Source organism: Stenotrophomonas sp. YJH_SMC_64 (assembly GCF_059371375.1).
In genome coordinates, this window is sequence record NZ_JCAFUN010000006.1 from 140,606 (window position 1) to 164,630 (window position 24,025).

Sequence of the window (24,025 nt, forward strand, 5' to 3'; positions counted from 1 at the left end):
TGGAGCGTTTTAACACGCTACTAACACGTACCTTGGAGAGATTGATGAACGTTCGCACCCCTGCCGTGCGGCTGGGCCTGCTGCCCGCCGGCATCGCGCTGGCGCTGGCACCGGCATTTGCTTCCGCACAGGAAGCCAGTGCCCCGACCACCCTTGATCGCCTGGAAGTCACCGGCTCCCGCATCCGCTCGGTGGATGTGGAAACCTCCCAGCCGGTCCTCACCGTAAGCCATGAGGACATCCAGCGTTCGGGCCTGGTCAGCGTCGGCGACCTGCTGCAGAACCTGTCCGTGGCAGGCACCCAGACCTTCAGCAAGGCGGCCGTGCTGGCGTCCAACCCGGAACAGGGCGGCCAGTACGTCAGCCTGTACAACCTGGGTGAGCAGCGCACGCTGGTGCTGGTCAACGGCAAGCGCTGGAGCACCAGCCTGGCCGGCTTCACCGACATGTCGACCATCCCGACCTCGCTGATCGAGCGCATTGAAGTCCTGAAGGACGGCGCCTCGGCGATCTACGGTTCCGACGCCATCTCCGGCGTGGTCAACATCATCCTGCGCAAGAACTTCGACGGCGCCGAGGCCAGTGCCTACTATGGCCAGAACAGCCACGGCGACGGTTCCAAGACCCAGTACAGCCTGACCCTGGGTGCCAGCGGCGAGCGCTCCTCGATCGTGTTCGGCGCGAACTACATCAAGGAAGATCCGGTGTGGGCCAAGGATCGTGGCCTGACCAAGTACTCCTATGGCCAGGGCCACAAGGAAGACGGTCTGAGCCCGGCTGGCCCGTGGGGTCGTTTCACCGATCCGCGTGCCGAAGGCACCGCCGGTGCTGGCGAATACAACAAGGCTGGCAAGTGGGTCCCGAACACCTGGGTGGTCAACCACACCGGTTCCTGGGACACCCCGGTCGGCGTTGGCCAGCCGTCGAACAACTTCAACAACTACCACCTGATTGGTCTGGACGACTACTACAACGCCTCGCAGCAGATGATGCTGAACCAGGGCGCTGAGTCGAAGACCATGTTCACCTCGGCCAGCTACGACATCAACGACAACCTGCGTCTGAAGTCGACGGCGATGTACTCCGAGCGCGATTCCAAGCGCCAGATCGCCGGCTACCCGCTGACCGGCACCTCGCAGCCGCAGTTCCCGGTGGCGATCAGCAAGGACAGCATCTACAACCCGCTGGGCAACTGGGCCAACCCGGGCGCCGGCGTTGACATCGGTGGCTGGGGCCGTCGTATCTTCGAACTGCCGCGCATCACCCAGAACAACGTCAAGTCGCTGCACTTCGACGCGGCCCTGGAAGGCAACTTCGACTTCAACAACCGTCCGTTCGACTGGGATGTGGGCATCAACTACAACCAGTTCGACGTGACCCAGACCAGCTCGGGCAACATCAACCTGCTGGCCCTGAAGAACGCCCTCGGCCCGTCGTTCATCAACGCCAACGGCGTCGCCCAGTGCGGCACCGCTGCCAACCCGATCGCGCTGGGCACCAGCCCGGGCAGCTGCGTTCCGTTCGACCTGCTGGGTGGCGCCAGCGCCGCGACCCCGGATGCGCTGAAGTACATCAACACCCTGCTGAACTCGACCGGCCAGAGCAAGAGCAAGCAGTACTTCGCCAACATCACCGGTTCGCTGTTCGACATGCCGGGCGATGCGGGCGAGTTCGCCTTCGCTGCCGGTTACGAGCATCGCGAAGTGTCGGGCTACGATCACCCGGACGCACTGTCCTCCTCGGGTTACACCACCGAGCTGGCCGCGCAGCCGACCGAAGGCAAGTACAAGACCAACGAGTTCTACCTGGAACTGATGGTGCCGCTGCTGCGTGACCTGCCGGGTGCCAAGGAGCTGTCGCTGGATATCGCCAGCCGCTACTCGGACTACGACAAGTTCGGCAACACGGTCAACAGCAAGTTCAGCGTGACCTGGAAGCCGATCGACGACCTGCTGGTGCGTGCGACCTACGGCGAGGGCTTCCGTGCCCCGACCCTGGACGACACGTTCGGTGGTGGTTCGCAGACCTTCGACAAGTTCACCGATCCGTGTGATGCCGTGTTCGGCCAGCGCAGCAACCCGGCCGTTGCAGCCCGTTGCGGTGCTGAAGGCCTGGCGTCCGACTTCCGTCAGACCGACGCTGCCGGTCGTCCGATCAGTGCCCGTGACACCCAGGGTAACAACCCGTTCAACTCGGGTGTGGGCAACGACAAGCTGCAGCCGGAAACCAGCAAGACCCGCACCGCGGGCCTGGTCTGGAGCCCGAGCTTCGTCAGCGGCCTGAACGTCTCGCTGGACTGGTACAAGATCACTGTCGACAACGTGATCACCGCGCTGTCGGCGAACTACGTGCTGAACCAGTGCTACCAGAACGGTGTGCAGGCCTTCTGTGACCAGTACAGCCGTGGCGACGTCGCCAACGGCCAGCAGGTCACCGGCCTGAGCCGCGGCAACGCGAACCTGGGGTCGCTGGAAACCGAAGGCTACAACTTCGGCGTCCGCTACCGCATGCCGGAATACAGCTTCGGTACCCTGTCGTTCAACCTGGACACCAACTACCTGACCAGCTTCCGTCAGCAGGCCACCAAGGGTGCTGCATGGGATGACTACGCAGGCTACTGGAACTACCCGCGTGTCCGCGGCACCCTGGCCAGCACCTGGACCAAGGGCGACCTGTCGGCCACCTGGACCATGCGTTACTACGGCGGCTTCCGCGACTTCTGCTACGACCAGGAAAATGGCCTGGAGTGCAACCAGCCGGATTACTACACCGAGAACGGTGGCTGGAGCGGTGGCCTGGGTGCCAACAAGAAGGGCGCGATCGTCTATCACGACATCTCGGCCACCTGGCAGGCCCCGTGGAACGGCAGCGTGACCGTCGGTGCCCGCAACGTGTTCGGCAAGACCCCGCCGATCACCTACGCGGTGACCAACGCCAGTGCCGTGCAGCTGGACCCGATGCTGGATTACGACCGCTTCCTGTTCATCCAGTACAACCAGCGCTTCTGATCCATCGAAGCCTGAAGGCAAGACGAGGAGGGCGGGCCGCAAGGCCCGCCCTCTTTGCGTTTGGCAGAGCCGGGTCGGGAAATTCTGAATCGGGCAGTTCAGCGACAAAGGTCACGCTTGTCGCAACTGGACCGCTGGTAGGTTCGCAGAGGTCCATTCCGGACCAGGGAGAGCGCGAAATGAACAACGCGATGCCACGTATGTTTGCTGCTGCAGTTCTCGCCGTCCTGAGCCTGGCCGGCAGTGTGTCGGCCGGTCCGCTGGTGTGTGCCAATGGCCGTTATTGCGCGGAGGTGCGCAGCAACTGCATCAAGGCCGGTGAGGATGCGGCGTACTGCCAGTTCCTGTTCGAGCGCTGCGTGTACGACCACTGCGCGCAGCCCTGACGCAACGAAGGCGCGTCCCTGCGGACGCGCCTTCATCGTGTGGATTGCCGGTGGAACTCAGGCTTCGCTCGGCGTAAGCCCCATCAGGCTGTTGGCATGTTCACGCCACTGCGGCAGTTTGTTGAGCACGCCCGCGCGCTGCAGATAGTCCTCATCCACCGGGTCGCCGTTGACCAGCGCCAGGGCCACGTGCACCGCACCGGTCACCCAGAAGCTGCGGGTGTTGGCGCGCTGCGGCTGCAGGTGGAATGCCACCGCTTCGATGATCGGCATCGGCAGGCCCCACAGCCCCAGCAGATAGGCACCGGCTTCGGCATGGCCTGGGCGGGTATCACCGGCCAGCGACGGCTCGGTGCGCTCGTTGCGTACGCCGGGCAGCAGCAGGCCGATGTCGGCCAGCAGTGCCGCGGTTGCGCCCAGTTCGGCACTGGATTCGGGCAGCAGGCGTGCGGCCAGGCGCGAGGCGAGCAGGGCGCGCTGCTGCAGCGAGTTGCGTTCGGCAGTCGACAGCGTCGGCGCCGAGAACACTTCACTGGCCAGCACCAGGTCACGCAGCGTGGCCAGGCCCAGCCGGGTGACTGCAGTACGCAGGTCGGCAATGGTGCGGCCCTGGCTGAAGAACGCCGAGTTCGACAACTGCAGCACCTTGGCGGCGATGGCCGGATCGGCGGCCACCAGCTTGGCCACGTCGGCGCTGTCGGCGTCGTCGTCATGCTCCAGCGCCTGGGTCAGGCTCAAGTACAGGTGCGGCGGCGACGGCAGTTTCTCGATGCGGCCGATGGCATCGCGCAGGCGCGGGCTGTCCAGCACTTCGCGCAGCTCTTCCAGGCTGGTCAGCGCTTCCAGCAGTACTTCCGGTGCCAGTGGCAACGGCAGGAAACGGTGAGCGACACCGATCAGGCGTGCCGGCGGCGGCCGGTTGCCATGCTGTGCGTCCACCAGCGCGATGCGGATGGTTTCCGGACGCAGGGTCCTGATCTGGCCGAGCAGCGTGGTGGCATTGAGGTCCGGCAGCTGCGGGCAGACAATCACCGCGTCCACGCCCTGGGTGGCAACCGCGGTCATCGCGGTCTGGCCATCGGTGGCGGTCAGCGGCTGCCAGTCTTCCCCAAGATCGGCAATGAATTCGGTCAGCTCAGCCGGCAGGCTGGCTGCATCCCCAACAAGCAGAATACGCACGACACATTCCCCTGGCTGTCTCGACGATGGATGTCGATGACGTGTGAAGTGACGCAATTTACCTAATACGGCAGCAAGAGTGATGTGCCGTCATCATGAAACGTGACCCGCATCGCTCCGGCAGGGTACCGCCGGAGCGATCCGGTTCAGGCTCAGGCCTTGCTGTCGAGGTGGCGCTGGTGCGCCTCGATCAGGATCTGCTTGGCCTCAGCGGCGCCGCCCCAACCGTCCAGCTTGACCCACTTACCCTTCTCGAGGTCCTTGTAGTGCTCGAAGAAGTGGCCGATGCGCTCCAGCCAGTGGCTCGAAACCTGGGCGATGTCTTCAACGTGGGCGTAGCCACTGAAGATCTTCGAGACCGGCACGGCCAGGATCTTCTCGTCGCTGCCCGCCTCATCGCTCATCTTCAGCACGCCGACCGGACGGCAGCGCACGACCGAGCCCGGCACCAGCGGCAGCGGCAGCACCACCAGCACGTCGGCCGGATCGCCGTCGCCGCACAGGGTGCTCGGCACGTAGCCGTAGTTGCAGGGGTAACGCATCGGGGTGGACAGGATGCGGTCGACGAAGATCGCGCCGGTTTCCTTGTCCACTTCGTACTTCACCGGCTCCGAGTCCTTCGGGATCTCGATGATGACGTTGATTTCTTCCGGCGGGTTCTTGCCGGGCGAGACGAGTTCCAGACCCATGGTCGTGCTCCAGGTGGGGGATATAGACGGATAGCCCCCCATTTTATGCCTTTGCCGGGCGCTGTGCAGAGGGAGGGGCTGACCGCTGCGTGGGGCAGGGACCCACGCGGCAGGCCGGGGTTGGCTGATAGGGCCGGCCGGTGCGGGGGCGCAGGCTGGATCGACCTTGCCAAGGAGTCCGCCGATGAAAGTGTCTGCCCTGCCGTTCGCCCTGTTCTGCATGCTGCTGGTTGCGCCGTTGGCCCAGGCCTCTCCTTACGTCGACCTGATCGACTACCCGCGGCAGGAAGCCAACTGGGACCGCTTCTTTGCCCTGGAGGGACGTCTGCAGTACGGGTTCGACGCGATCTGCGGCGATACCTTCTGCGAAGGCGAGTACAGCGATATCCGCGCCCTGCGCCTGCGCTGCTCGGTGGACGCGATGCGCGGCACGGTGCATGAGTGCCTGTGGGCATTTGCCGCCAGTGACCTGGCTGTGTCGCGGCATGACGGTGCGATCGTCGCCCGGCAACCGACCTGGCTGTGCCGCCTGCCGCTGGAGCCTGGCACACCGGTGGAGGCCTTCCATGCCGCGCTCGCCGCCCGCAATCCACTGCATGACCCGTTGCCGGGGACCTCGCAGAGCGTCTATGACGGGCTGACCGGGTGCATCCATTGATGCGAACGTGACTGATTCTCATTAACGGAGTAGCATGCGCGGCGCCTTCCGTCTGTCGTCCCGGTTCCGCGCATGTCCTCCAATGCCGCCTCCCTCACCGAACTGCTGATCCGCGAGCGGCCTGCGCTGCTGCGCCGGGTGCAACGCATCCTGGGGGGCGACAACGGCGCCGAGGACGTGATCCAGGCGGTGTGGTTCAAGGCGCGTGGTGTCGATGACAGCCAGGCCATCGACAATCCGCGTGCCTACCTGTACCGGCTGGCCGCCAACCTGGCCACCGACCATGGCCGCGAATCGACCCGGCGCAACCGCCTGCTGGCCGACCACTACCTGTGGGGAGCGGACGAGGTCATCTCGACCGAGGAACAGGCCATGGCCCAGGACGAGCTGCAGCGTGTGCTGGATGCGGCCGGACACCTGCCGGAGCCGACCCGCACCATCTTCCGGCTCAACCGCCTGCAGGGCCTGACCCAGGCCGAGATCGCCCGCCGCCTCGGGGTGTCGGTGACCACCGTCGAGAACCATGTGCGCACCGCGTTGCAACGCCTGGCCTGGGCGCGCAGCGGCCGATGATCGCCCCGGCTTGGGGCTGGCCCTCGCTGAAACGTCTTGATCACTGGACCGTGGATGCGGTCTAGTTCCCCCGCCCGCGCTTGAATGCGCCTGTCCGCCAGCCGATGAGCCCGCCGAACACGCTGCCCGCCGCCAATGACGATGCCCTGGCCGAACAGGCCCGGGGCTGGATTGCGTGGCTGGCCTCGGGTGACATCGGCGAGGGGCGCATGCACGAGTTCGAGCGCTGGCTGGCAGAACCGGGGCACCGTCGGGCCTTCGAGCACGAGCGAGCGCTGTGGCGCAGTGTCGGGCCACGCCCGCAGGCCCGGTCCGCCGAACGCCGCCGCCCGCATCGAATGCGCTGGGCGATGGCCGCTGCAGCTGTGCTGGCGATGCTGGTGGCATGGCCGGAGGCCTGGTTGCGGCTGCAGGCCGACCATCGCAGCACGCACGTCGTGCAGAACGTAACGCTGCCCGATGGCAGCCGCGCAGTGCTGGATGCGGACAGCGCGATCGCCGTGCGCTTCGATGCGCACGCACGCGAGGTCGAGCTGCTGCGCGGGCGCGTCTGGTTCGAGGTCAGCCCGGATGCGCAGCGGCGTTTCAGCGTGCGTGCCGGCAATGGCGTGGTCGAGGACATCTCCACCGCGTTCACCGTCGCGCGTGGCGATGGCGGGGTGGAAACCCAGGTCGGGCAGGGCAGGGTGCGCGTGGCCAGCCCGGCCGACGGTGGCTGGACCTACCTGCAGGCGGGCCAGCGTGCCGTCTATGGCGAGCGCAACGGCGTGACGCGCCTGCAGGATGTGGCGGCCGACAGCGTGGGCGCGTGGCGCCAGGGCGAGCTGCTGCTGGAGCAGGCCAGCGTCGCCGACGCCGTGCAATGGGTGGGGTGCTATCGTGCCGGCCCGACGTTCGTGCGCGGTGATCTGTCGCGACTGCCGGCGATCAGTGCGGCGCTACGCATCGATCGCCCGGAACAGGCGCTGGACGCGTTGGCGGCGACGGCAGGTCTGCAGGTCACCCGCCTGCCGCTCGGCGTCGCCATCATCCATCAGTAGATCCACGCCATGCGTGGATGATGTTTCCGATGTGCCGGCCAACGGTCGGCACCCTCTGCGGCCGCAAATCGCCCTTGGGGTTGCCGCGCGCCCAACCGTCTTACCCCGCGAACGTACCCGCCGCCGCCACGTACGTCGCCGTGTCCGCCTGTGTTGCGGATGACGCCGCGCCTGCGGCACCGATTACCTGACAGGTTCCCCATGTTCGACTCCCACCGTCCGGGCCGCGCGCCGCGCCCGTCCCGCCTGTGCATTGCATTGCTGGCTGCCGGCCTGGCCAGTGCCACGCCATCCGCGCTGGCACAGAACGCCCGTGGCGATCACGCCGCCGTACAGCGCTTCGACATTCCGGCGCAGCCCCTGGACGAGGCGCTGCGCAGCTACATGCGCCAGTCCGGCGTGCAGGTCGTGTATCCGGCCATCCTGGCCCACGGGGTGAGCTCGCGTGCGGTCAATGGCAGCCTGCCGGCCAACGAGGCGCTGCAGCAGCTGCTGCAGGGCAGTGGCCTGGCGGTGCGCCGGGTCAGCGCAGATGCAGTCGCGCTGGAAGCGGCGACGCCGGCGCAGGCCGACAGCGGCGTGATCGTCACCGACACGCTCAGCGTGGCCGGCGACCGCGTCGACAGTGGCGCGGCCAGCGACGAGGCGCGCCTGCTCGACAGCTATCGCAGCGTCGGTTCCACCACCACGCTCAACCGCACGCAGCTGGAGCGTTTCCGCGGTACGTCCAACGGCGACATCGTCAAGGGCGTGGCCGGCGTCACTGCCGGTGACCCACGCGTCGGCAATGGCTTCGACGTCAACATCCGCGGCATCCAGGGCCAGGGCCGCGTGCCGGTGATCATCGACGGTGGCCAGTCCAGCATGGATACCTACCGTGGCTATGCCGGTCAATCGCAGCGCACCTACCTCGACCCGGACCTGATCTCCAGCCTGACCATCACCAAGGGCCCGAGCCTGCAGGCCAACGCCTCTGGCGGCATCGGCGGCGTGGTCGAGATGGAGACGCTGAAGATCGGCGACGTGCTGCGCGAAGAGCGCGACTTCGGCGTGCGCGTGCGTGGCGGCCTGGCCAACAACAGCGCCAACAACCTGCCTTCCTACAGTGCCGCGCCTCGCAACGATCGCAGCGCCACCGGCAGTCAGTTCTTCAACGTGGCCGCTGCGGGACACTGGGATCGCTTCGAACTGGTCGCCGCCTACGCCTACCGCGACAATGGCAACTACTTCTCCGGCAAGCACGGCTACGATGATTTCCCACAGACCCGGCGCACGCTGGCACCGCTGAATCCGCCGCGTACCGAGGTCTTCAATACCTCGGCCCGCTCGAAGTCGGCGCTGCTCAAGGGCACCTGGCGTATCGACGATGCACAGACCCTGGAGGCGGGCTACCGCCGCTACGAAGGCACCGCCGGCGAGATCATGGCCTCGCAGATCATCCGCGTCGATCGCGACCGCATTCCGCAATGGGATCCGGGCCACGTCGACATGGACAGCTACACCCTGCGCTATCGCTTCAACCCGGACAGCGAGCTGGTCGACCTGCGCGTCAATGCCGCGTACACCGACACCGACAGCGTGATGTACAACAGCCTGACCGGCATCACCCCGTGGTATTTCGATCGTCGTACCGAGTGGTACGACGCGCCCAGCTTCAGTGGCGACCCCGGCTACAAGGATGCCTACCGCAATCCGCTGCGACAGAAGCGCTTCGGACTGGATGCCAGCAACACCTCGAAGTTCGACACACGTGCTGGCGCGTTCACCCTCGACTACGGCCTGTCCTACAGCGACGAAGACATCGCGCCAGGCAGTTCGGGGCCGGTCATGCACGACGATCTGGTCAACAACCGCTTCCTGCGCAACGCCGAGCGCAAGGAATACAGCGCCGTGGCCTCGCTGAAGTGGCAGCCCGATGAGCACTGGGAACTGCTGGCCGGCGGCCGCTGGAACCGCGTGGATGTGCATGACCGCAACCGCCTGGCCACGCCCGATGCCTACGAGGTGCAGGGCCAGTATCGCTACACCGAACTGCTCAATGGCAACCCGGCACTGCCGTCGTGGCGGGCCAAGCGCATCGCGCTGCTGAACTGGTATCCGGATGCCAACGGCAACTTCACCCAGGAATCGCTGCTGGCCTCACCGTACAAGAAGGGCACGGTGCGCGACATCGGTGGCTGGAACTTCTACGACGCCGGCAAGGCGCAGGACCTGGAAGTGCCGGTCAGCTGGACCTGGTCGCAGCCGATCCGCCGTCGTGACACCGCGTTCTCGCCGACCGCCAGCGTGGCCTACCGCTTCAGCGAAGACACCATGGTCTACGTGAAGTACGCCGAAGGCACCAAGCTGCCGAGCCTGTTCGAGACCACGCTGGGCTTGTTCACCGCGGCCAAGCCGGTGGGCGAGCTGAAGCCGGAGCGTGCGCGCAGCTGGGAAATCGGCGCCAGCACCCTCCGCTATGACCTGTTCACCGCCGGCGACCGCCTGGCGCTGAAGCTGGCGTACTTCGATACCCGCATCGACGACCTGATCACCCGTGACTACCGCACGCTGTCGGCGGGCCTGATCCGCAACGTCGACCAGTTCAAGGTCTCGGGCATGGAGTTCCAGTCCAGCTATGACAGCGGCAAGGTATTTGCCGATCTGTCCGCGCACTATTACTTCAAGGCCAAGACCTGCGCGCCGGACATCGCCGCCGAGCGCCGTGCCTATGGGGCGCAGCGCAGGAACGGCGAGCTGGCCAACACGCCCGACTGCGTGGACGGCGGCTTCGAGGGCTCGTACACCAATACCCAGAACCCGCCGCGCTACATGGTCAACCTGACCCTGGGCTCGCGCCTGTTCGACGAGCGCCTGACCTTCGGCACCCGCGTGGTCCACAACGCCGGCCCGATCAGCAAGCTGGACAAGGACTGGAACGTGGGCTTGTCGGCGATCCAGCAGCTGTACCGGCCAACCACGCTGGTGGATCTGTTCGCCAGCTGGAGCTTCAACGACCAGCTGTCGGTGGAAGCCGGCGTGGACAACCTGACCGACCGCTACTACCTGGACCCGCTGGCCCTGGGCGTGATGCCAGCCCCGGGCCGCACCGCGCGACTGGCGTTGACCTGGAAGTACTGATCGGTCGCGGATGAGTGGTGGGGTCGGATCCCTTTCCTGCGGAAAGGGCTCTGACCCCAGCGAGCCCCAACCGCCCTCGGTGGGCGCGGACCTTGGTCCGCACCGCTTCTGCCGTGCAATCGACAGCGCCGGGCCATGCCCGGCGTCTATTTACAGCCCGCTCGAAGCCTTTACCGCATCTTCGTGCAGCGACTCGTTCAGCTCATCCACCACGGTGCTCCATGCCGCATCGGCCTGCAGCGATTCAGACAGGAACTGGCGTTGGGCATCGTTCCAGTAGGGCGCCTCGACCACTTCGACATCGGTGGCCAGCTGGTGTTCGCGGATGAAGCGGGCGATGCCCTCTGCGCTGGCATCCAGGCCCAGCTGCAGGAACAGGTTGGTCATGCGCGGTTCGGTGGTGATCATCGTCGGTTCCGGATGGACAAGGGGATGGCCCATTATCGGTGTAGACGGCCTTGGGGAAAGCCCCGTGGCAGACGTCTACAGCACGACGACCCCCTTGGCATTCCCCCATGAACGCACACATCGCCCCTGAAGAAAGCCGCAGCCTGCGGCTCAAGGCCGCCACCCGCGACAGCCACGGTGCCCTGGACAAGCGCATCATGGCCGGCGACATCTTCGCCGACCGCAGCAATTTCGCCCGTTTCCTGCGCGTGCAGTATCGCTTCCACCGCAGCATCGATGCGCTGTATGCCAACCCTGCGCTGGACGCACTGCTGCCGGACCTGGGCGAGCGCCGCCGCCTGACCCAGGTCGCGCGCGACCTGCAGGACCTGGAGCAGACCCTGCCGGGGGCTGACATCGCGGCGTTGCCGTCCGATCTGGAACTGCCCGCCGCGTTGGGGTGGCTGTACGTGGCCGAAGGCTCCAACCTGGGCGGCACCATTCTGTACAAGATGGCTGCCAAGCTCGGCCTGGACCGTGATTTTGGCGCCCGCCACCTGGCCGCGCATCCGGATGGCGCGGCGCGCCACTGGCGTGAGTTCACCGCGGCGCTGGACGCGGTACCGCTGAGTGTCGAGCAGGAGCAGGAGGTGATCGATGCGGCCGACGCCGCGTTCCGCAGCGTGCACGGCCACGTCGAAGTGGAATTCGCCTGATGCACGGCGCACGCCCACAGGTGCAGCGCTGATGCGCTGGCTCTGGTTCGCGCTGGGCTGGCTGATGGTCGGGCTCGGGGTGATCGGCGCGTTGCTGCCGGTGATGCCGACCACCATCTTCCTGATCCTGGCCGTGGGCTGCTTCGCGCGCAGCTCGCCGAAGTTCGAGCAGCGCCTGTTGGCGCATCCGCGCTACGGCCCGTCGCTGCGGTTGTGGCGCGAGCAGGGCGCGGTATCGCGCAAGGGCAAGGCGTTTGCCAGTGCCGGCATGGCGCTGGGCTTTGCCCTGTTCTGCTGGGGCGCGCACCCGTCCTGGCGCCTGCTGTTGGGCGTGGGCCTGTTCTTCGCGGTCAGCGCCGGCTACGTGCTGAGCCGACCGGCCCCCCGGCTGGAGTCCCATCCGGTCGTGGAAGTGGACGACGCCAATGATCCGCGCGCGGCCCGTCGTCGCGCAGCGACCCCTGATGCTGATGGAAACCGAGACGATGCTGCCTGCTGACCTGGCCCCCGTGGCCGCCCCCGCATTGACCCCATGGGGCATGTACCTGGCCGCCGACGTGGTGGTGAAGGCCGTGATGATCGCGCTGGCACTGGCGTCGCTGGCCACCTGGACCGTGCTGCTGGCCAAGGGCTGGGAGCTGGCCCGCCAGGCCCGGCAGCTGCGCGCGGCGCGCGCGCTGTTGCTGCAGTCCGCACAGCTGCCGCCGCAGAGCGAAGAGGCAAGTCTGCAGCAGGGCATCGCGCTGGCGATGCTGGACGCCGCCCGCACCGAACTGCATCTGTCGCAGGATCTGGATAGTCGCGACGGCATCAAGGAGCGCATCGCCTCGCGCCTGGACCGCATCGAACTGGAGACCGCGCGCGTGCAGCGGCGCGGCATCGGTGTGCTCGCCAGCATCGGCGCGGTGGCGCCCTTCGTCGGCCTGTTCGGCACGGTGTGGGGCATCATGAACAGTTTCATCGGCATCGCACACAGCAACACCACCAACCTGGCGGTGGTTGCGCCCGGCATCGCCGAGGCCCTGCTGGCGACCGCACTCGGCCTGGTCGCGGCGATTCCCGCGGTACTGGTCTACAACCATTTCAGCCGCGTGCTGGCCGGCCTGCGGGGCCTGCTCGGCGATCTGTCGGCGGCCGTGCAGCAGCTGGTCTCGCGCGATCTTGATCGTGTCGTGCCGCGTAGCGCAGCGGCACCGCTGCGCGCCGTGCACTGAGGCGCGACGATGGCGATCAGGACCGCGTCCGACCGCGACGACGCACCGGAAGAAGCACACGAGATCAACGTCACGCCCTTCATCGACGTAATGCTGGTGCTGCTGATCATCTTCATGGTAGCCGCACCGCTGGCCACCGTATCAGTGCCGGTGCAGCTGCCGGCCAGCAGCGCCAGTGCCACGCCGCCCGAACAGGCGCCGGTGTATGTGACCGTGCAGGCCGATCTGTCGCTGCGCGTGGGCGAGCAGGCGGTGGCGCGTGACGGGCTGGCCGCTGCATTGCAGGCGGCCACCCACGGCGACACCGCGCAGCGCATCTTCCTGCGTGCCGATACCCACGTGCCTTACGGTGAACTGATGGCGACGCTGGACGCGCTGCGTGGCGCAGGCTACTTGAAGGTGGCACTGGTTGGACTGGAGCAGGGCGCGCGATGAGTGGACTGCGGCGCTGGGCGACCAGCCTGGCGATCGTGCTGCTGGTGCACGCGCTGCTGATCGGCGCAGCCTGCTGGTGGGCGACGCGCGCACCGGTGCTGGCTGCGACGGCGCCGCCCGCCGCGCTGATGCTGGAACTGGCACCGATGGCGCAGGCACCGCCGGTGCCGCCGCGCGAGGTCGCCACCGGTCCACTGCAGCAGCAACAGCAGCGGCAGGCGCCGAAGCCGGCGCTGCGCGAGCAACCGGAGGCGCCGGTGCAGCCGCAGGGTGACCTGCCACCGCCGCGGGCACCGGATCCGACCCCCTCGCCGGACACCGCCGACGCCAACGTCGCGCAGACCAGCGCGCCACCACAGGTGGCCGCCGATGCGGCCACGCGCTATACCGCGCCGCAGACGACGGCCGGCGAGCGCAGCCGTGCCGAGGCCACCTGGGAAGGGCGCCTGCTCGGGCACCTGCAGAAGCATCGTCGCTATCCGCGCCAGGCCGAGCGGCTGCGCCAGCAGGGCGTGGTCTACGTGCGCTTTGCCGTGGCCCGCGATGGCGCGGTCTCGGGGTTGAAGCTGGGCCGCAGCAGTGGCTTCGCGCTGCTTGACCAGGAGACGCTGGACACCGTGCAGCGCGCCAGCCCGGTACCGGCGCCGCCGGCCGAAGTGGCCGGCGACCCGGTGGACGTAATGGTGCCGGTGTCGTTTTTCCTGCGCGGGCGGTGATTGACGGTGGGGTCGGATCCCTTTCCTGGGAAAGGGCTCTGACCCCATCGAGGCCGTCATCCACGCATGGCGTGGATCTACAACAACGGCACCAGCAGCAGCGCCACGATGTTGATGATCTTGATCAGCGGATTGATCGCCGGGCCGGCCGTGTCCTTGTACGGGTCACCGACGGTATCGCCGGTCACCGCAGCCTTGTGCGCCTCGCTGCCCTTGCCGCCGAAGTGGCCATCTTCGATGTACTTCTTGGCGTTGTCCCAGGCGCCACCGCCGGTGGTCATCGAAATGGCCACGAACAGGCCGGTCACGATCGTGCCGATCAGCAGGCCACCCAGTGCGCGTGGCCCCAGCAGCAGGCCGACCACCACCGGCACCGCCACCGGCAGCAGCGAGGGCACGATCATTTCGCGGATCGCCGAGCGGGTCAGCATGTCCACCGCCTTGTCGTACTGCGGCTTGCCGGTGCCCTGCATGATGCCGGGGATCTCGCGGAACTGGCGACGTACTTCCTCCACCACCGCACCCGCCGCGCGGCCGACCGCTTCCATCGCCATCGCACCGAACAGGTAGGGAATCAGGCCGCCGATCAGCAGGCCGATGATCACCGTGTGGTCGCTGAGGTCGAAGCGGAATTCCTGCCCCGGATGTGCAGCCTGCAGGTTGTGCGTGTAGTCGGCGAACAGCACCAATGCGGCCAGTGCGGCCGAACCGATCGCATAGCCCTTGGTCACCGCCTTGGTGGTGTTGCCCACCGCATCCAGTGGATCGGTGATGTCGCGGATCTCCGAGGGCAGCTCGGCCATCTCGGCAATCCCACCGGCGTTGTCGGTGATCGGCCCGTAGGCATCGAGAGCGACGATCATGCCGGCCATCGACAGCATCGCGGTGGCGGCGATGGCGATGCCGTACAGCCCGCCCAGCGCGAACGCGCCCCAGATCGCCGCACACACGGCCACCACCGGCAGCGCGGTGGACTTCATCGAGATGCCGAGGCCGGCGATGATGTTGGTGCCATGGCCGGTGGTCGAGGCCTGCGCCACGTGCTGCACCGGCTTGTACTGAGTGCCGGTGTAGTACTCGGTGATCCACACGATCAGCCCGGTCAGGACCAGGCCGATCAACGCGCAACCGTACAGGGCCATCGGCCCGTGCACGTTGTCACCCATCAGGCCGGTAGTGATCGGGTAGAAGGCGATGGCGGCCAGCACGCCGGAGACGATCACGCCCTTGTACAGCGCGCCCATGATCGAGCCGCCAGGCTTCACTTTGACGAACAGCGCGCCGATGATCGAGGCGATGATCGACACGCCGCCCAGCACCAGCGGATACAGCACGGCGTTGGCGCCTGCCTCGGCCAGCATCAGGCTGCCCAGCAGCATGGTGGCGATCACGGTCACCGCATAGGTCTCGAACAGATCGGCGGCCATGCCGGCGCAGTCGCCCACATTGTCACCCACGTTGTCGGCGATCACCGCCGGGTTGCGAGGGTCGTCCTCGGGAATGCCGGCTTCCACCTTGCCGACCAGATCGGCGCCGACGTCGGCGCCCTTGGTGAAGATGCCACCGCCCAGCCGCGCGAAGATCGAGATCAGCGACGAGCCGAAGGCCAGGCCGACCAGCGCATGCAGCGCCTGTTCCATCGGCAGGCCCATGCGCAGCAGCAGCGCGTAGTAGCCGGCCACACCCAGCAGGCCGAGGCCGACCACCAGCATGCCGGTGATGGCGCCGCCGCGGAAGGCGACGTCCATTGCGGCGCTGATGCCGTGGCGTGCAGCTTCGGCGGTGCGCACGTTGGCGCGTACCGACACGTTCATGCCGATGTAGCCGGCCGCGCCGGACAGTACCGCGCCGACCGCGAAGCCGATCGCGGTGTACCAGCTGAGGAACACACCGACCAGCACGAACAGCACCACACCGGCCACGCCGATGGTCAGGTACTGGCGGTTGAGATAGGCACGCGCACCTTCCTGGATCGCCGTGGCGATCGCGATCATGCGTTCATTGCCGGTGGGTTGGCGCAGGATCCAGCGCGCCGAGACGATTCCGAACAGGATCGCGAGAATGGCGCAGCCCAGCGCCAGTGACAGCCCGTGACGTTCCAGCATTAGACCCCTCCGCAGAATGGATGTAGGCATCCAGTGGCGATGAACGGCACCACGAGGGGGACGACGGGCTGCAGCCTGGAACCAACCCGTACCGACCTTGGCGGTCGTCCGACGTATGGCGGTGTTCAGCATTCCCTGGTGCCCGCAGTATGCGTTCGGCGCACTGTAGAGTCGAGCCGTGCTCGACTGGCTCCTGCGAGTCGTGCCGCATGGCGCCGGGCTAGGGGCATGATTCGAGAGCCACAGGCCTTTGCACCCCGTTAAGCCAAGCTCTGCAAGCCTGTGCTCAGTCCTGTAGGAGATCTCCCATGCGCCTGTCCCTGTTGATGCTTGCCGCCCTGGTCCCGGCTGTACCGGCATTGGCTGCGGAAACCCCGGAGCTACAGCGCGCCGTGGGTGCTCCGCAGGCGGTAGGCGCGGTGCATACGCTGCGGCAGATCCCCGAGGCCTGTGCGCGCCTGGAAGGCGCCTTCACCGGGCAGGCGGCCGAGCCGTACCGCTTCTCTGCGGTGCGCACGAGCGAACAATGCCAGCCGCGCGCGCGCTTCGTCGACTACGCCAAGGCGCAGCCAAGTGCCGACAAGGGCTGGAAGCTCAATGATGTGATCCGCGTGCCCAGCGCAGCATGCCCGGCACAGCAGGCGGTGGTGCGCGTGTGGCGCCTGCCGTCGACCAACAAGGTCGAGCTGGACGGTCAGGGCCAGTCGCGCATCTATCTGGAGGAAGCGAAGAAGCAGGCCGCTGCCGGCCAGATTCCGCAGGTGACGATGTTCGCCGCGCAGCTGCAGATGGAAGGCAAGGCCTGCAACTGAAATTGCCTGGGCGGTGTACCCAAGCGGTCATCCACGGGTAGTGCCGGCCGCTGGCCGGCAACCCTGCAATCATCACTCCGCCAGCGTCGCCCCGCGCGCCACCAGCAGCTCGCGCAAAGCCCTGCGATGGCAGTGCGCCTCATCCTCGCAGTAGCACCCCACGCTGATGTCGTTGTGCTGCGACAGTGCGGCAAGCAGGTCCAGTGCATGGGCGGCATCGGGCGCTTTCATCTCGGCCTTGTAGTGGCGGAAGAACGCGGTCCAGTCGGCGGCCGTCTTCGCCTCATGCGCCCGCTTCACCAGTTCCGCGCTGGGTGACAGGGCCGGGAACCAGACGTCGTACCAGTCCTGTCGGGCGAACTCGCTGCGCGGCACGCCGCGCGGCGGCCGCCGCACGGTGCCGATGCGCAGGCCCTCGCCAGGCACGCGCGGCGTACCGAGTCGAACAACACGCAATGCCATGGTGTTCCTCCACTAAAAGGGGACGGAGGGGATTAAGCCGTATCCGACCCACTGCTGACGCTGTTGGAGATGACAGAGGGGCGTATGCGACTTAATCCCCTCCGTCCCCTTTTTCGGGTCAGCCCTCGAACGGCGGCAGCTTCTGCTTCACCGCCACGTTCTTCAGGGTGACGTATTTCGGCAGGCCGTCGGCGCCATACGGCAGCGGCGCTTCGCCCTTGATCAGCGGCGACAGGTAGGCCCGCGCCCTGGCGGTGATGCCGAAGCCGTCGCGGCGGATGAAGCCGGCGGGCATCTTCCTTTCATGGTTGGCGATCTTCGACAGTGGCGCCGCTTCGATCTTCCAGCGGTAGGGCGCATCGCTGCTGCGCACGATCACCGGCATCACGCCGTTCTGGCCCTTCAGCGCCAGCTGCACGGCGGCCTTGCCGACCGCCTGCGCCTGCTCCCAGTCGGTCCTGCTGGCCAGGTGCCGGGCCGAGCGCTGCAGGTAGTCGGGCAGCGCCCAGTGCACCTTCAGGCCCAGCTGGTCCTTGACCCGGCCGGCCAGGTGCGCGGCCACGCCGCCCAGCTGCGAGTGGCCGAACGAGTCCTTGCCGCCGCCAGCGTCAGCGACGAAGCGGCCATCGGCGGTGGCGATGCCCTCCGACGCCACCACCACGCAATAGCCGACGCGCTCGACCACCGCTTTCACCTTGGCCAGGAACGCCGCCTCGTCATAGGCGCGTTCGGGCAGCAGGATGATGTGCGGCGCTTCGTCATCGCCATTGCCGGCAAGGCCCGCGGCCGCGGCCAGCCAGCCGGCGTGGCGGCCCATCGCTTCGTAGATGAAGACGCGGGTGGAGGTTTCGGCCATCGCCGCCACGTCCAGCGCTGCCTCGCGTACCGACACCGCGGTGTACTTGGCCGCCGAGCCGAAGCCGGGGCAGGTGTCGGTCACTGCCAGGTCGTTGTCGATGGTCTTGGGCACGCCGATGCAGGTCAGGTCGTAGCCGGAGGCCTTGGCCAGCTGCGAGACCTTCAGCGCGGTATCGGCCGAGTCGTTGCCGCCGTTGTAGAGGAACCAGCGCACGTCGTGCGCGCGCAGCACCTCCAGCAGGCGGTCGTAGCGGGCGCGGTCGGCGTCCAGCGATTTCAGCTTGACCCGGCAGGAGCCGAACGCACCGCCCGGGGTATGGGCGAGGGCGCGGATGGCCGCAGCGCTCTCCTTGCTGGTGTCGATCAGTTCCTCGCGCAGCGCGCCGAGGATGCCGTTGCGCGCGGCCAGGACCTTGATGCCCTTGGCCCGGGCCTGCTCGATCACTGCCGCCGCCGTGGCGTTGATGACCGCGGTGACACCACCGGATTGGGCGTAGAGGAGAGTACCGTTGCGCATGCGTCTACCTGCTCGGGGGAAAGGACATTGCAGGGACATTACCCGGATGCGGTAAAGTGGCGCTATTGCGGTGCAGCGATACCGGTCCGTCCGGGACGCGAACCTTCTTTGTTTTCAACACGTTGGAGTCAGGTCAATGCGATTGGTTCTGTTGGGACCGCCCGGTTCGGGCAAGGGGACACAGGCGACGCGCCTGAAGGAAAAGCTGGGGATCGCCCACATTTCGACCGGTGACATGCTGCGCGCGGAAATCGCCGCGGGCACGGAGCTGGGCAAGCAGGCCAAGACGGTGATGGATGCCGGCAACCTGGTGTCGGATGACATCCTGCTGGGCATGCTGGAGTCGCGCCTGACCCAGCCCGATGTCGCCAAGGGCTTCATTCTTGATGGCTACCCGCGCAATGTGGCCCAGGCCAATGCGATGGACGGCCTGCTGGCCAAGATCGGCCAGCCGCTGGATGCCGTGGTGCAGCTGGACGTGGCCACCGAGCTGCTGGTCGAGCGCATCGCCGGTCGTGCCAAGGAACAGGGCCGCGCCGACGACACGCCGGAAGCGGTGCGCCAGCGCCTGCAGGTCTACAACGACCAGACCGCCCCGGTGGTCGACTTCTACGCCGGCCGTGGCACCCTGGCCCGCGTCGATGGCGTCGGTGAGCTGGACGAGATCGAAGCCCGCATCCTGGCGGCGATCAAGGCCTGATCCGGCGGGGCCGGCCTGTTGCCGGCCCTTCGGGCGCAAAAAAACACAGGCCTGGTCCGTGAGGATCAGGCCTGTGTCGTTTGACAGGCGCCAGCGAAGGGCTTGCTCAGGGCCCCGCAGCATGAGCTCCCTTGGGGATGGCCTCTTGGGGAGTAGGACCGGTTCGGGTACTGCGGCTGGCAGTTCGAATTGTGTCCGGGTTCACAGAACATCGCTATCGGGAATTCCCTGACAGGTGATTGGAGTTTTCTCACATCCCGTGTAGGACTTGTCTTACCCGGGGGCGGACATTGGCCCTATACAGCCGTCATCGGTCACAATCCTCGGTCATGAGCAGCGTACATATCCTTGCAATTGCCGGCACCTTCATGGGCGGCGTGGCCGCCCTGGCGCGGGAACTGGGCCATACGGTCAGCGGCAGCGACCAGGCCATCTATCCGCCAATGTCGACCCAGCTCGAGCAGCTGGGCATCGCCCTGGACCAGGGCTACCGCGCCGACAGCGTGCCGGCCGGCACCGATGACGTGGTGATCGGCAACGCCCTCTCGCGCGGCAATGCCGCCGTTGAGGCCGTGCTCGACGCCGGCCAGCGCTACATTTCCGGAGCGCAATGGCTGTCCGAACAGGTACTGCCGGGTCGCGACACCCTGGCCGTGGCAGGTACCCATGGCAAGACCACCACCACCACCATCCTCACCTGGCTGCTGGAAAGCGCCGGTCGTTCGCCCGGTTTCCTGATCGGCGGCGTCGCCGAGGATTTCGGCGTCTCCGCCCGGCTGGGCCAGGGCCGCGAGTTCGTAGTCGAGGCCGACGAGTACGACACCGCGTTCTTCGACAAGCGCAGCAAGTTCGTGCACTACCGGCCGCTGGTGGCCATCCTCAACAACCTTGAATACGACCACGCCGACATCTTCCCGGACGTGGCCGCGATCCAGCGCCAGTTCCACCACCTGGTGCGCACGGTGCCGGCGCGTGGCCGACTGATCGTCAACGGCGAGGACCCGCATCTGGCCGAAGTGCTGGCGATGGGCTGCTGGACCCCGGTCGAGCGCTTCGGTTTCGACCCGTCGCTGGAATGGCATGCCGAGCTGCTGGCCGCCGATGGCAGCGCCTTCCGCGTACACCACCGCGGGCAGGCAATGGGCGATGTGCACTGGTCGTTGCTGGGCCGCCACAACGTGCTCAACGGCCTGGCTGCGCTGGCTGCCGCACATGCGGTGGGCGTGGCGCCGGCCGACGTGATTCCTGCGCTGGCGCGCTTCCGCAGCGTCAAGCGCCGCATGGAAGTGATCGGCCGCCATGACGGCATCACCATCTACGACGATTTCGCCCATCACCCGACCGCGATCGCCACCACGCTGGAAGGCCTGCGTGCCAAGGTGGATGACGCGCGCATCGTGGTCGCGATGGAGCCGCGCAGCAATTCGATGCGGCTGGGGGCGCACGCGCAGGCGCTGGCCCCGTCGCTGGCGTTGGCTGACGAGGTGGTGTTCCTGCATCGCCCGGAACTGGCCTGGGATGCGGCCGCGGTGATCGCCGCAGTGCGCGGCGAAGCGCACGCGGTGCCCGATACCGACGCGCTGCTGGCGCAGCTGCAGGCCAGCGCGCGCAGCGGCGACCACGTGGTGTTCATGTCCAATGGGGGCTTCGACGGCGCACCGCGTCGCTTCCTCGCCGCGCTGCAGGCCCGATGAGCAGCGACACATCACTGCCGCTGTTTCCGCTGCACACCACGCTGGTGCCGGGTGCAGCGGTCGGCCTGCGCGTGTTCGAGCGGCGGTACCTGGATCTGGTCCGCGACAGCGGCCGCAGTGGCGAGGGCTTTGGTGTCTGCCTGATCCTCGACGGCCAGGAAGTGGGAGCTCCGGCGACACCGGCAGCGTATGGCGTGCAGGTACGCATCGAAGACTTCGATGTCGGCGCCGACGGCGTGCTGCAGTTGCGCCTGCGAGGCACCCGCCGCTTCCATGTCGAGCGCACCCGCGTACGCGACAACGGCTTGGTGGTGGCCGACGTGCGCTGGTGCGACGAAGACCCCGACGATGAGCTGCGGCCGCAGCATGCGCTGCTGGCCACGGTGCTGGGGCACATCATCGAGCAGGCCGGTGAGGCCTATGCGCCGGCCAATCCGGCGTTGCTGGACCAGGCCAGCTGGGTTGGCTGGCGGCTGGCCGAACTGCTGCCGCTGAGCGAGCAGCAGCGCCTGCAGCTGCTGCAGATGGACGACCCGCACCAGCGGTTGCAGCAGTTGCTGGGCTGGATGCCGTAGCCGGTAACCGCCAACCAAGGTTGGCAACTAACCAAGGCAGGCGACGACCGCGGCGCGGCGGAACCGGTAGCTGCCAACCTTGGTTGGCGGCCTTCCTCGAAACGCCAACCAAGGTTGGCATCTACCAGAGCGCCGCGGCGGCCTCAGGGAGTTGTCGTCTTCAACCGCAGCACCGGCAACCCGGTTTCGCTGTGCACGTCCTCGCGCTGCGGCAGGTCCTGCACGGCGTCCTTCACCGCGTTCAACGCCGGGTCGACGCCGCGCAGCGGGTGCCACATGCCGATCCACTCGAAGTGGCGTTCGTAACGCAGGGTCTGTGCGCTGCCCAGCCACAGCGGCGTGTTGCCCGCCTGCAGCTGCGCGGGTGCCGGCCACAGGCGCAGCACATAGCGTTCGTCCGGCTTCGCACCCTGGCGTACCATCAGCAGTGCTTCCACGCGGGTGTCCAGCGTGGCCGGCAGCACCGGCAGTTCATCGGCGCCGGTGTTCTTGTCCAGCATCAGCAGCGCCTGCTGCCAGCCGGCCTGTTCCTGCCGCTTCCAGCCACGCGCTTCCAGCTGCGCCTGCAGCGGTGCCAATGGCCCGGCCACCTGCACGTCCAGCGGCCAGCGCTGGTCGTCGTCGAACTCGTTGCGGCGCGCCGGCAGCGTGGCCCAGTCGTGCTGCCACCAGGCCTGCATGTCCATCGCCTGCGGGGCCGGCAGGGTCGGTTCGAAGCGTTCCAGCTTCACCGGGATGTTGCGCGGTGCGTACCACATCGCCGCCACGGCGAAGACGCCGTAGAACAGCCAGGCCACCGGCTTCACCCAGAACGAGCGGTTGAAGCGGCGGCGATAGGCGATGCCCAGCACCAGCAGCCAGAACGTGCCGAACAGCATGCCGCCGATCACGTCGCTCAGCCAATGCGCGCCCAGGTACAGGCGCGAGAAGCCGATCAGGCTGACCACGATGCCCGAGACCAGGTACGGCCAGACGCGGGTGCGGCCGGGCATCTCGCGTGCGATCAGCACCGCGAAGAAGCCGAAGGTGATGGTGGCCATGGTCACCGACACCGACGGGAAGCCGAAGCCGCTGCTGGCGTCGATCGGGCGCACCACATCCACGGTGGCGCCCAGCAGCATGGTCAGCGCCAGGCCGAAGGCCAGTGCCGCCAGCCAGTGAGCAGCGGCCATCCAGCGTCGGCGCCAGATCAGATAGCCCATCGCCGCGGCGGTGGCCGGCAGCAGGACCTGCCAGGCCCCGAGCGACGCCAGCGCAGCCATCGGGTAGTCGGCCAGCGGATTGCGCAGCGCCAGCATGGCCTGGTGCACCAGCAGGTCGATCGCCAGCGGCTCGCCATGTGCGACCACCACGGTCAACAGCGCGAACCAGCCCCAGCCCAGCAGAAGCAGCATCAGCGCCAGCATCGCCAGTGGCACCGATTCGCGCCGCTTCGGGTCCAGCACGCCAACGGTGTAGCGGCCCAGCGTCGGGTGGCGGTTGGACCAGTCCAGCAGGCGTGCCAGCCAGTTGTCCATGCGTGCGGCCGACCAGCGGTAGCCGTACAGCACGATGGCCCAGACCAGGCCAAGGATCACCGCCAGCAGGCCGACCACCACCACCAGCCGCCCGGCCACAGCAGCCACCGCGTCGTACGCTTCGCCGAGGATCCAGCCCGGCGCCAGGAACAGCACCGCCCAGGAAATGCTGGCGATACCGCTGGCCTGCACGTAGCGGCTGGCGGGCATCTTCATCATGCCGGCGATGGCCGGCACGAACGGGCGGATCGCGCCGACGTAGCGTGCCACCAGGATGCTCTTGAAGGCATTGCGGCGGAACAGGTTTTCGCCGCGGTCGAGCAGCTGCGGGTAACGGCTGAACGGCCACACGCCACGCAGGCGGTCACCCCAGCGGCGGCCGATCCAGTAACTGATGCCATCGCCGGCAAACGCACCCAATGCCGCAGCCGCCACCGCGTACGGCCCGGAGATCTGGCCCAGGCCAATGAACACGCCCACCGCGAACAGCAGTGGCAGCGCCGGCACGATGGCGCCAAGAATGATGACCGCATCGCAGAAGGCGATGAGGAAGATAACGGCGCCCGCCAGCACGGGGTGAGCGGCAATCCACGCGAGCGTGGCGTCGATCCATGAAGAGTCCATTGCCCGATTATAGGGGCGTGAAGGTGACTGGTTCCCAGCC

Annotated in this window: 22 protein-coding genes; 15 read left to right on the forward strand and 7 right to left on the reverse strand. The window is 67.3% G+C overall.

Annotated features, from left to right (window positions below; translation table 11 throughout):
- Positions 1-44: 44 nt before the first annotated feature.
- Positions 45-3,008 carry a TonB-dependent receptor plug domain-containing protein gene (locus AC5P9L_RS08050; RefSeq protein ID WP_005410938.1) on the forward strand — a complete coding sequence of 988 codons (2,964 nt, stop codon included), beginning with the start codon at positions 45-47 and terminating at the stop codon, positions 3,006-3,008.
- A gap of 191 nt (positions 3,009-3,199) precedes the next feature.
- Complete coding sequence (locus AC5P9L_RS08055) at positions 3,200-3,394, forward strand: hypothetical protein (RefSeq protein WP_223846439.1); 195 nt, start codon at positions 3,200-3,202, stop codon at positions 3,392-3,394.
- A gap of 57 nt (positions 3,395-3,451) precedes the next feature.
- Here AC5P9L_RS08055 and AC5P9L_RS08060 read toward each other — a convergent pair whose 3' ends face one another.
- Positions 3,452-4,573, reverse strand: coding sequence for an HDOD domain-containing protein (locus AC5P9L_RS08060; protein WP_005410936.1), 1,122 nt, complete (start codon positions 4,571-4,573; stop codon positions 3,452-3,454).
- A gap of 152 nt (positions 4,574-4,725) precedes the next feature.
- On the reverse strand, positions 4,726-5,262 hold the full coding sequence (gene ppa / locus AC5P9L_RS08065) for an inorganic diphosphatase (protein WP_005410935.1): 537 nt from the start codon (positions 5,260-5,262) through the stop codon (positions 4,726-4,728).
- A gap of 184 nt (positions 5,263-5,446) precedes the next feature.
- On the opposite strand from ppa, the gene AC5P9L_RS08070 reads away from it, so the two are divergent.
- The 4 genes from AC5P9L_RS08070 to AC5P9L_RS08085 all read left to right on the forward strand — a co-directional run bounded on the left by AC5P9L_RS08070 (position 5,447) and on the right by AC5P9L_RS08085 (position 10,653).
- Positions 5,447-5,920, forward strand: a complete 474-nt coding sequence (locus AC5P9L_RS08070) for a hypothetical protein (protein WP_044570834.1) — start codon at positions 5,447-5,449, stop codon at positions 5,918-5,920.
- Positions 5,921-5,992: 72 nt separating this feature from the next.
- A complete protein-coding gene (locus AC5P9L_RS08075; RefSeq protein ID WP_005410933.1) occupies positions 5,993-6,493 on the forward strand; it encodes an RNA polymerase sigma factor in 501 nt (166 codons plus the stop codon).
- Between the two features lie 104 nt (positions 6,494-6,597).
- Positions 6,598-7,533, forward strand: a complete 936-nt coding sequence (locus AC5P9L_RS08080) for a FecR family protein (RefSeq protein WP_227415624.1) — start codon at positions 6,598-6,600, stop codon at positions 7,531-7,533.
- Between the two features lie 201 nt (positions 7,534-7,734).
- Positions 7,735-10,653 (forward strand): TonB-dependent receptor, encoded by a 2,919-nt coding sequence (locus tag AC5P9L_RS08085; RefSeq protein WP_279915765.1) that lies wholly within the window; start codon positions 7,735-7,737, stop codon positions 10,651-10,653.
- 150 nt (positions 10,654-10,803) lie between these two features.
- On the opposite strand, the gene AC5P9L_RS08090 is transcribed toward AC5P9L_RS08085, so the two are convergent.
- On the reverse strand, positions 10,804-11,061 hold the full coding sequence (locus AC5P9L_RS08090; RefSeq protein WP_024957127.1) for a DUF2789 domain-containing protein: 258 nt from the start codon (positions 11,059-11,061) through the stop codon (positions 10,804-10,806).
- Positions 11,062-11,168: 107 nt separating this feature from the next.
- Between AC5P9L_RS08090 and AC5P9L_RS08095 the strand changes: the two genes are divergently transcribed.
- From AC5P9L_RS08095 to AC5P9L_RS08115, 5 genes are read left to right on the forward strand one after another with little or no spacing between them, the layout of a single operon-like run.
- Positions 11,169-11,756: a biliverdin-producing heme oxygenase gene (locus tag AC5P9L_RS08095; RefSeq protein WP_043034066.1), complete on the forward strand. Its 588-nt coding sequence runs from the start codon at positions 11,169-11,171 to the stop codon at positions 11,754-11,756.
- A gap of 31 nt (positions 11,757-11,787) precedes the next feature.
- Positions 11,788-12,255 (forward strand): YbaN family protein, encoded by a 468-nt coding sequence (locus tag AC5P9L_RS08100; protein WP_043034067.1) that lies wholly within the window; start codon positions 11,788-11,790, stop codon positions 12,253-12,255.
- Positions 12,242-12,970, forward strand: a complete 729-nt coding sequence (gene exbB / locus AC5P9L_RS08105) for a tonB-system energizer ExbB (protein WP_043034104.1) — start codon at positions 12,242-12,244, stop codon at positions 12,968-12,970. The genes AC5P9L_RS08100 and exbB overlap by 14 nt, the downstream gene beginning before the upstream one ends.
- Before the next feature lie 9 nt (positions 12,971-12,979).
- The gene (exbD, locus tag AC5P9L_RS08110) at positions 12,980-13,405 is read left to right on the forward strand and encodes a TonB system transport protein ExbD (protein WP_043034068.1); all 426 of its coding nucleotides are present in this window, start codon (positions 12,980-12,982) and stop codon (positions 13,403-13,405) included.
- Positions 13,402-14,121, forward strand: coding sequence for an energy transducer TonB (locus tag AC5P9L_RS08115; RefSeq protein ID WP_100438087.1), 720 nt, complete (start codon positions 13,402-13,404; stop codon positions 14,119-14,121). Before exbD ends, AC5P9L_RS08115 begins: the two co-directional genes overlap by 4 nt.
- A 77-nt stretch (positions 14,122-14,198) precedes the next feature.
- Here the strand turns inward: AC5P9L_RS08115 and AC5P9L_RS08120 are convergent, their stop codons facing one another.
- The gene (locus tag AC5P9L_RS08120) at positions 14,199-16,226 is read right to left on the reverse strand and encodes a sodium-translocating pyrophosphatase (protein ID WP_005410924.1); all 2,028 of its coding nucleotides are present in this window, start codon (positions 16,224-16,226) and stop codon (positions 14,199-14,201) included.
- 308 nt (positions 16,227-16,534) lie between these two features.
- On the opposite strand from AC5P9L_RS08120, the gene AC5P9L_RS08125 reads away from it, so the two are divergent.
- A complete protein-coding gene (locus tag AC5P9L_RS08125; protein ID WP_005410923.1) occupies positions 16,535-17,038 on the forward strand; it encodes a hypothetical protein in 504 nt (167 codons plus the stop codon).
- 72 nt (positions 17,039-17,110) lie between these two features.
- On the opposite strand, the gene AC5P9L_RS08130 is transcribed toward AC5P9L_RS08125, so the two are convergent.
- The gene (locus tag AC5P9L_RS08130) at positions 17,111-17,500 is read right to left on the reverse strand and encodes a DUF488 domain-containing protein (protein WP_227415627.1); all 390 of its coding nucleotides are present in this window, start codon (positions 17,498-17,500) and stop codon (positions 17,111-17,113) included.
- Between the two features lie 118 nt (positions 17,501-17,618).
- Positions 17,619-18,875, reverse strand: a complete 1,257-nt coding sequence (locus AC5P9L_RS08135) for a 6-phosphofructokinase (RefSeq protein WP_227415628.1) — start codon at positions 18,873-18,875, stop codon at positions 17,619-17,621.
- A 136-nt stretch (positions 18,876-19,011) separates the two neighbouring features.
- Between AC5P9L_RS08135 and AC5P9L_RS08140 the strand changes: the two genes are divergently transcribed.
- The 3 genes from AC5P9L_RS08140 to AC5P9L_RS08150 all read left to right on the forward strand — a co-directional run bounded on the left by AC5P9L_RS08140 (position 19,012) and on the right by AC5P9L_RS08150 (position 21,844).
- Positions 19,012-19,575, forward strand: a complete 564-nt coding sequence (locus tag AC5P9L_RS08140; protein WP_005410920.1) for an adenylate kinase — start codon at positions 19,012-19,014, stop codon at positions 19,573-19,575.
- Between the two features lie 329 nt (positions 19,576-19,904).
- Positions 19,905-21,269, forward strand: a complete 1,365-nt coding sequence (gene mpl, locus AC5P9L_RS08145; RefSeq protein WP_227415629.1) for a UDP-N-acetylmuramate:L-alanyl-gamma-D-glutamyl-meso-diaminopimelate ligase — start codon at positions 19,905-19,907, stop codon at positions 21,267-21,269.
- On the forward strand, positions 21,266-21,844 hold the full coding sequence (locus AC5P9L_RS08150; protein ID WP_012481182.1) for an LON peptidase substrate-binding domain-containing protein: 579 nt from the start codon (positions 21,266-21,268) through the stop codon (positions 21,842-21,844). The genes mpl and AC5P9L_RS08150 overlap by 4 nt, the downstream gene beginning before the upstream one ends.
- A gap of 143 nt (positions 21,845-21,987) precedes the next feature.
- Here AC5P9L_RS08150 and AC5P9L_RS08155 read toward each other — a convergent pair whose 3' ends face one another.
- Complete coding sequence (locus AC5P9L_RS08155; protein WP_012481181.1) at positions 21,988-23,985, reverse strand: bifunctional DedA family/phosphatase PAP2 family protein; 1,998 nt, start codon at positions 23,983-23,985, stop codon at positions 21,988-21,990.
- Positions 23,986-24,025 lie beyond the last annotated feature (40 nt).

Excerpts from the sequence above, each read along its gene's own strand:
- AC5P9L_RS08135 (WP_227415628.1), bottom strand. The coding sequence starts at position 18,875 with ATGCGCAACGGTACTCTCCTCTACGCCCAATCCGGTGGTGTCACCGCG.
- exbB (WP_043034104.1), top strand. The coding sequence starts at position 12,242 with ATGCTGCCTGCTGACCTGGCCCCCGTGGCCGCCCCCGCATTGACCCCA.
- AC5P9L_RS08055 (WP_223846439.1), top strand. The coding sequence starts at position 3,200 with ATGCCACGTATGTTTGCTGCTGCAGTTCTCGCCGTCCTGAGCCTGGCC.
- AC5P9L_RS08080 (WP_227415624.1), top strand. The coding sequence starts at position 6,598 with ATGAGCCCGCCGAACACGCTGCCCGCCGCCAATGACGATGCCCTGGCC.
- AC5P9L_RS08125 (WP_005410923.1), top strand. The coding sequence starts at position 16,535 with ATGCGCCTGTCCCTGTTGATGCTTGCCGCCCTGGTCCCGGCTGTACCG.
- ppa (WP_005410935.1), bottom strand. The coding sequence starts at position 5,262 with ATGGGTCTGGAACTCGTCTCGCCCGGCAAGAACCCGCCGGAAGAAATC.
- AC5P9L_RS08120 (WP_005410924.1), bottom strand. The coding sequence starts at position 16,226 with ATGCTGGAACGTCACGGGCTGTCACTGGCGCTGGGCTGCGCCATTCTC.
- AC5P9L_RS08070 (WP_044570834.1), top strand. The coding sequence starts at position 5,447 with ATGAAAGTGTCTGCCCTGCCGTTCGCCCTGTTCTGCATGCTGCTGGTT.
- AC5P9L_RS08050 (WP_005410938.1), top strand. The coding sequence starts at position 45 with ATGAACGTTCGCACCCCTGCCGTGCGGCTGGGCCTGCTGCCCGCCGGC.
- AC5P9L_RS08095 (WP_043034066.1), top strand. The coding sequence starts at position 11,169 with ATGAACGCACACATCGCCCCTGAAGAAAGCCGCAGCCTGCGGCTCAAG.
- AC5P9L_RS08155 (WP_012481181.1), bottom strand. The coding sequence starts at position 23,985 with ATGGACTCTTCATGGATCGACGCCACGCTCGCGTGGATTGCCGCTCAC.
- AC5P9L_RS08075 (WP_005410933.1), top strand. The coding sequence starts at position 5,993 with ATGTCCTCCAATGCCGCCTCCCTCACCGAACTGCTGATCCGCGAGCGG.
- AC5P9L_RS08100 (WP_043034067.1), top strand. The coding sequence starts at position 11,788 with ATGCGCTGGCTCTGGTTCGCGCTGGGCTGGCTGATGGTCGGGCTCGGG.
- AC5P9L_RS08115 (WP_100438087.1), top strand. The coding sequence starts at position 13,402 with ATGAGTGGACTGCGGCGCTGGGCGACCAGCCTGGCGATCGTGCTGCTG.
- exbD (WP_043034068.1), top strand. The coding sequence starts at position 12,980 with ATGGCGATCAGGACCGCGTCCGACCGCGACGACGCACCGGAAGAAGCA.
- AC5P9L_RS08150 (WP_012481182.1), top strand. The coding sequence starts at position 21,266 with ATGAGCAGCGACACATCACTGCCGCTGTTTCCGCTGCACACCACGCTG.
- AC5P9L_RS08130 (WP_227415627.1), bottom strand. The coding sequence starts at position 17,500 with ATGGCATTGCGTGTTGTTCGACTCGGTACGCCGCGCGTGCCTGGCGAG.
- AC5P9L_RS08085 (WP_279915765.1), top strand. The coding sequence starts at position 7,735 with ATGTTCGACTCCCACCGTCCGGGCCGCGCGCCGCGCCCGTCCCGCCTG.
- AC5P9L_RS08090 (WP_024957127.1), bottom strand. The coding sequence starts at position 11,061 with ATGATCACCACCGAACCGCGCATGACCAACCTGTTCCTGCAGCTGGGC.
- AC5P9L_RS08140 (WP_005410920.1), top strand. The coding sequence starts at position 19,012 with ATGCGATTGGTTCTGTTGGGACCGCCCGGTTCGGGCAAGGGGACACAG.
- mpl (WP_227415629.1), top strand. The coding sequence starts at position 19,905 with ATGAGCAGCGTACATATCCTTGCAATTGCCGGCACCTTCATGGGCGGC.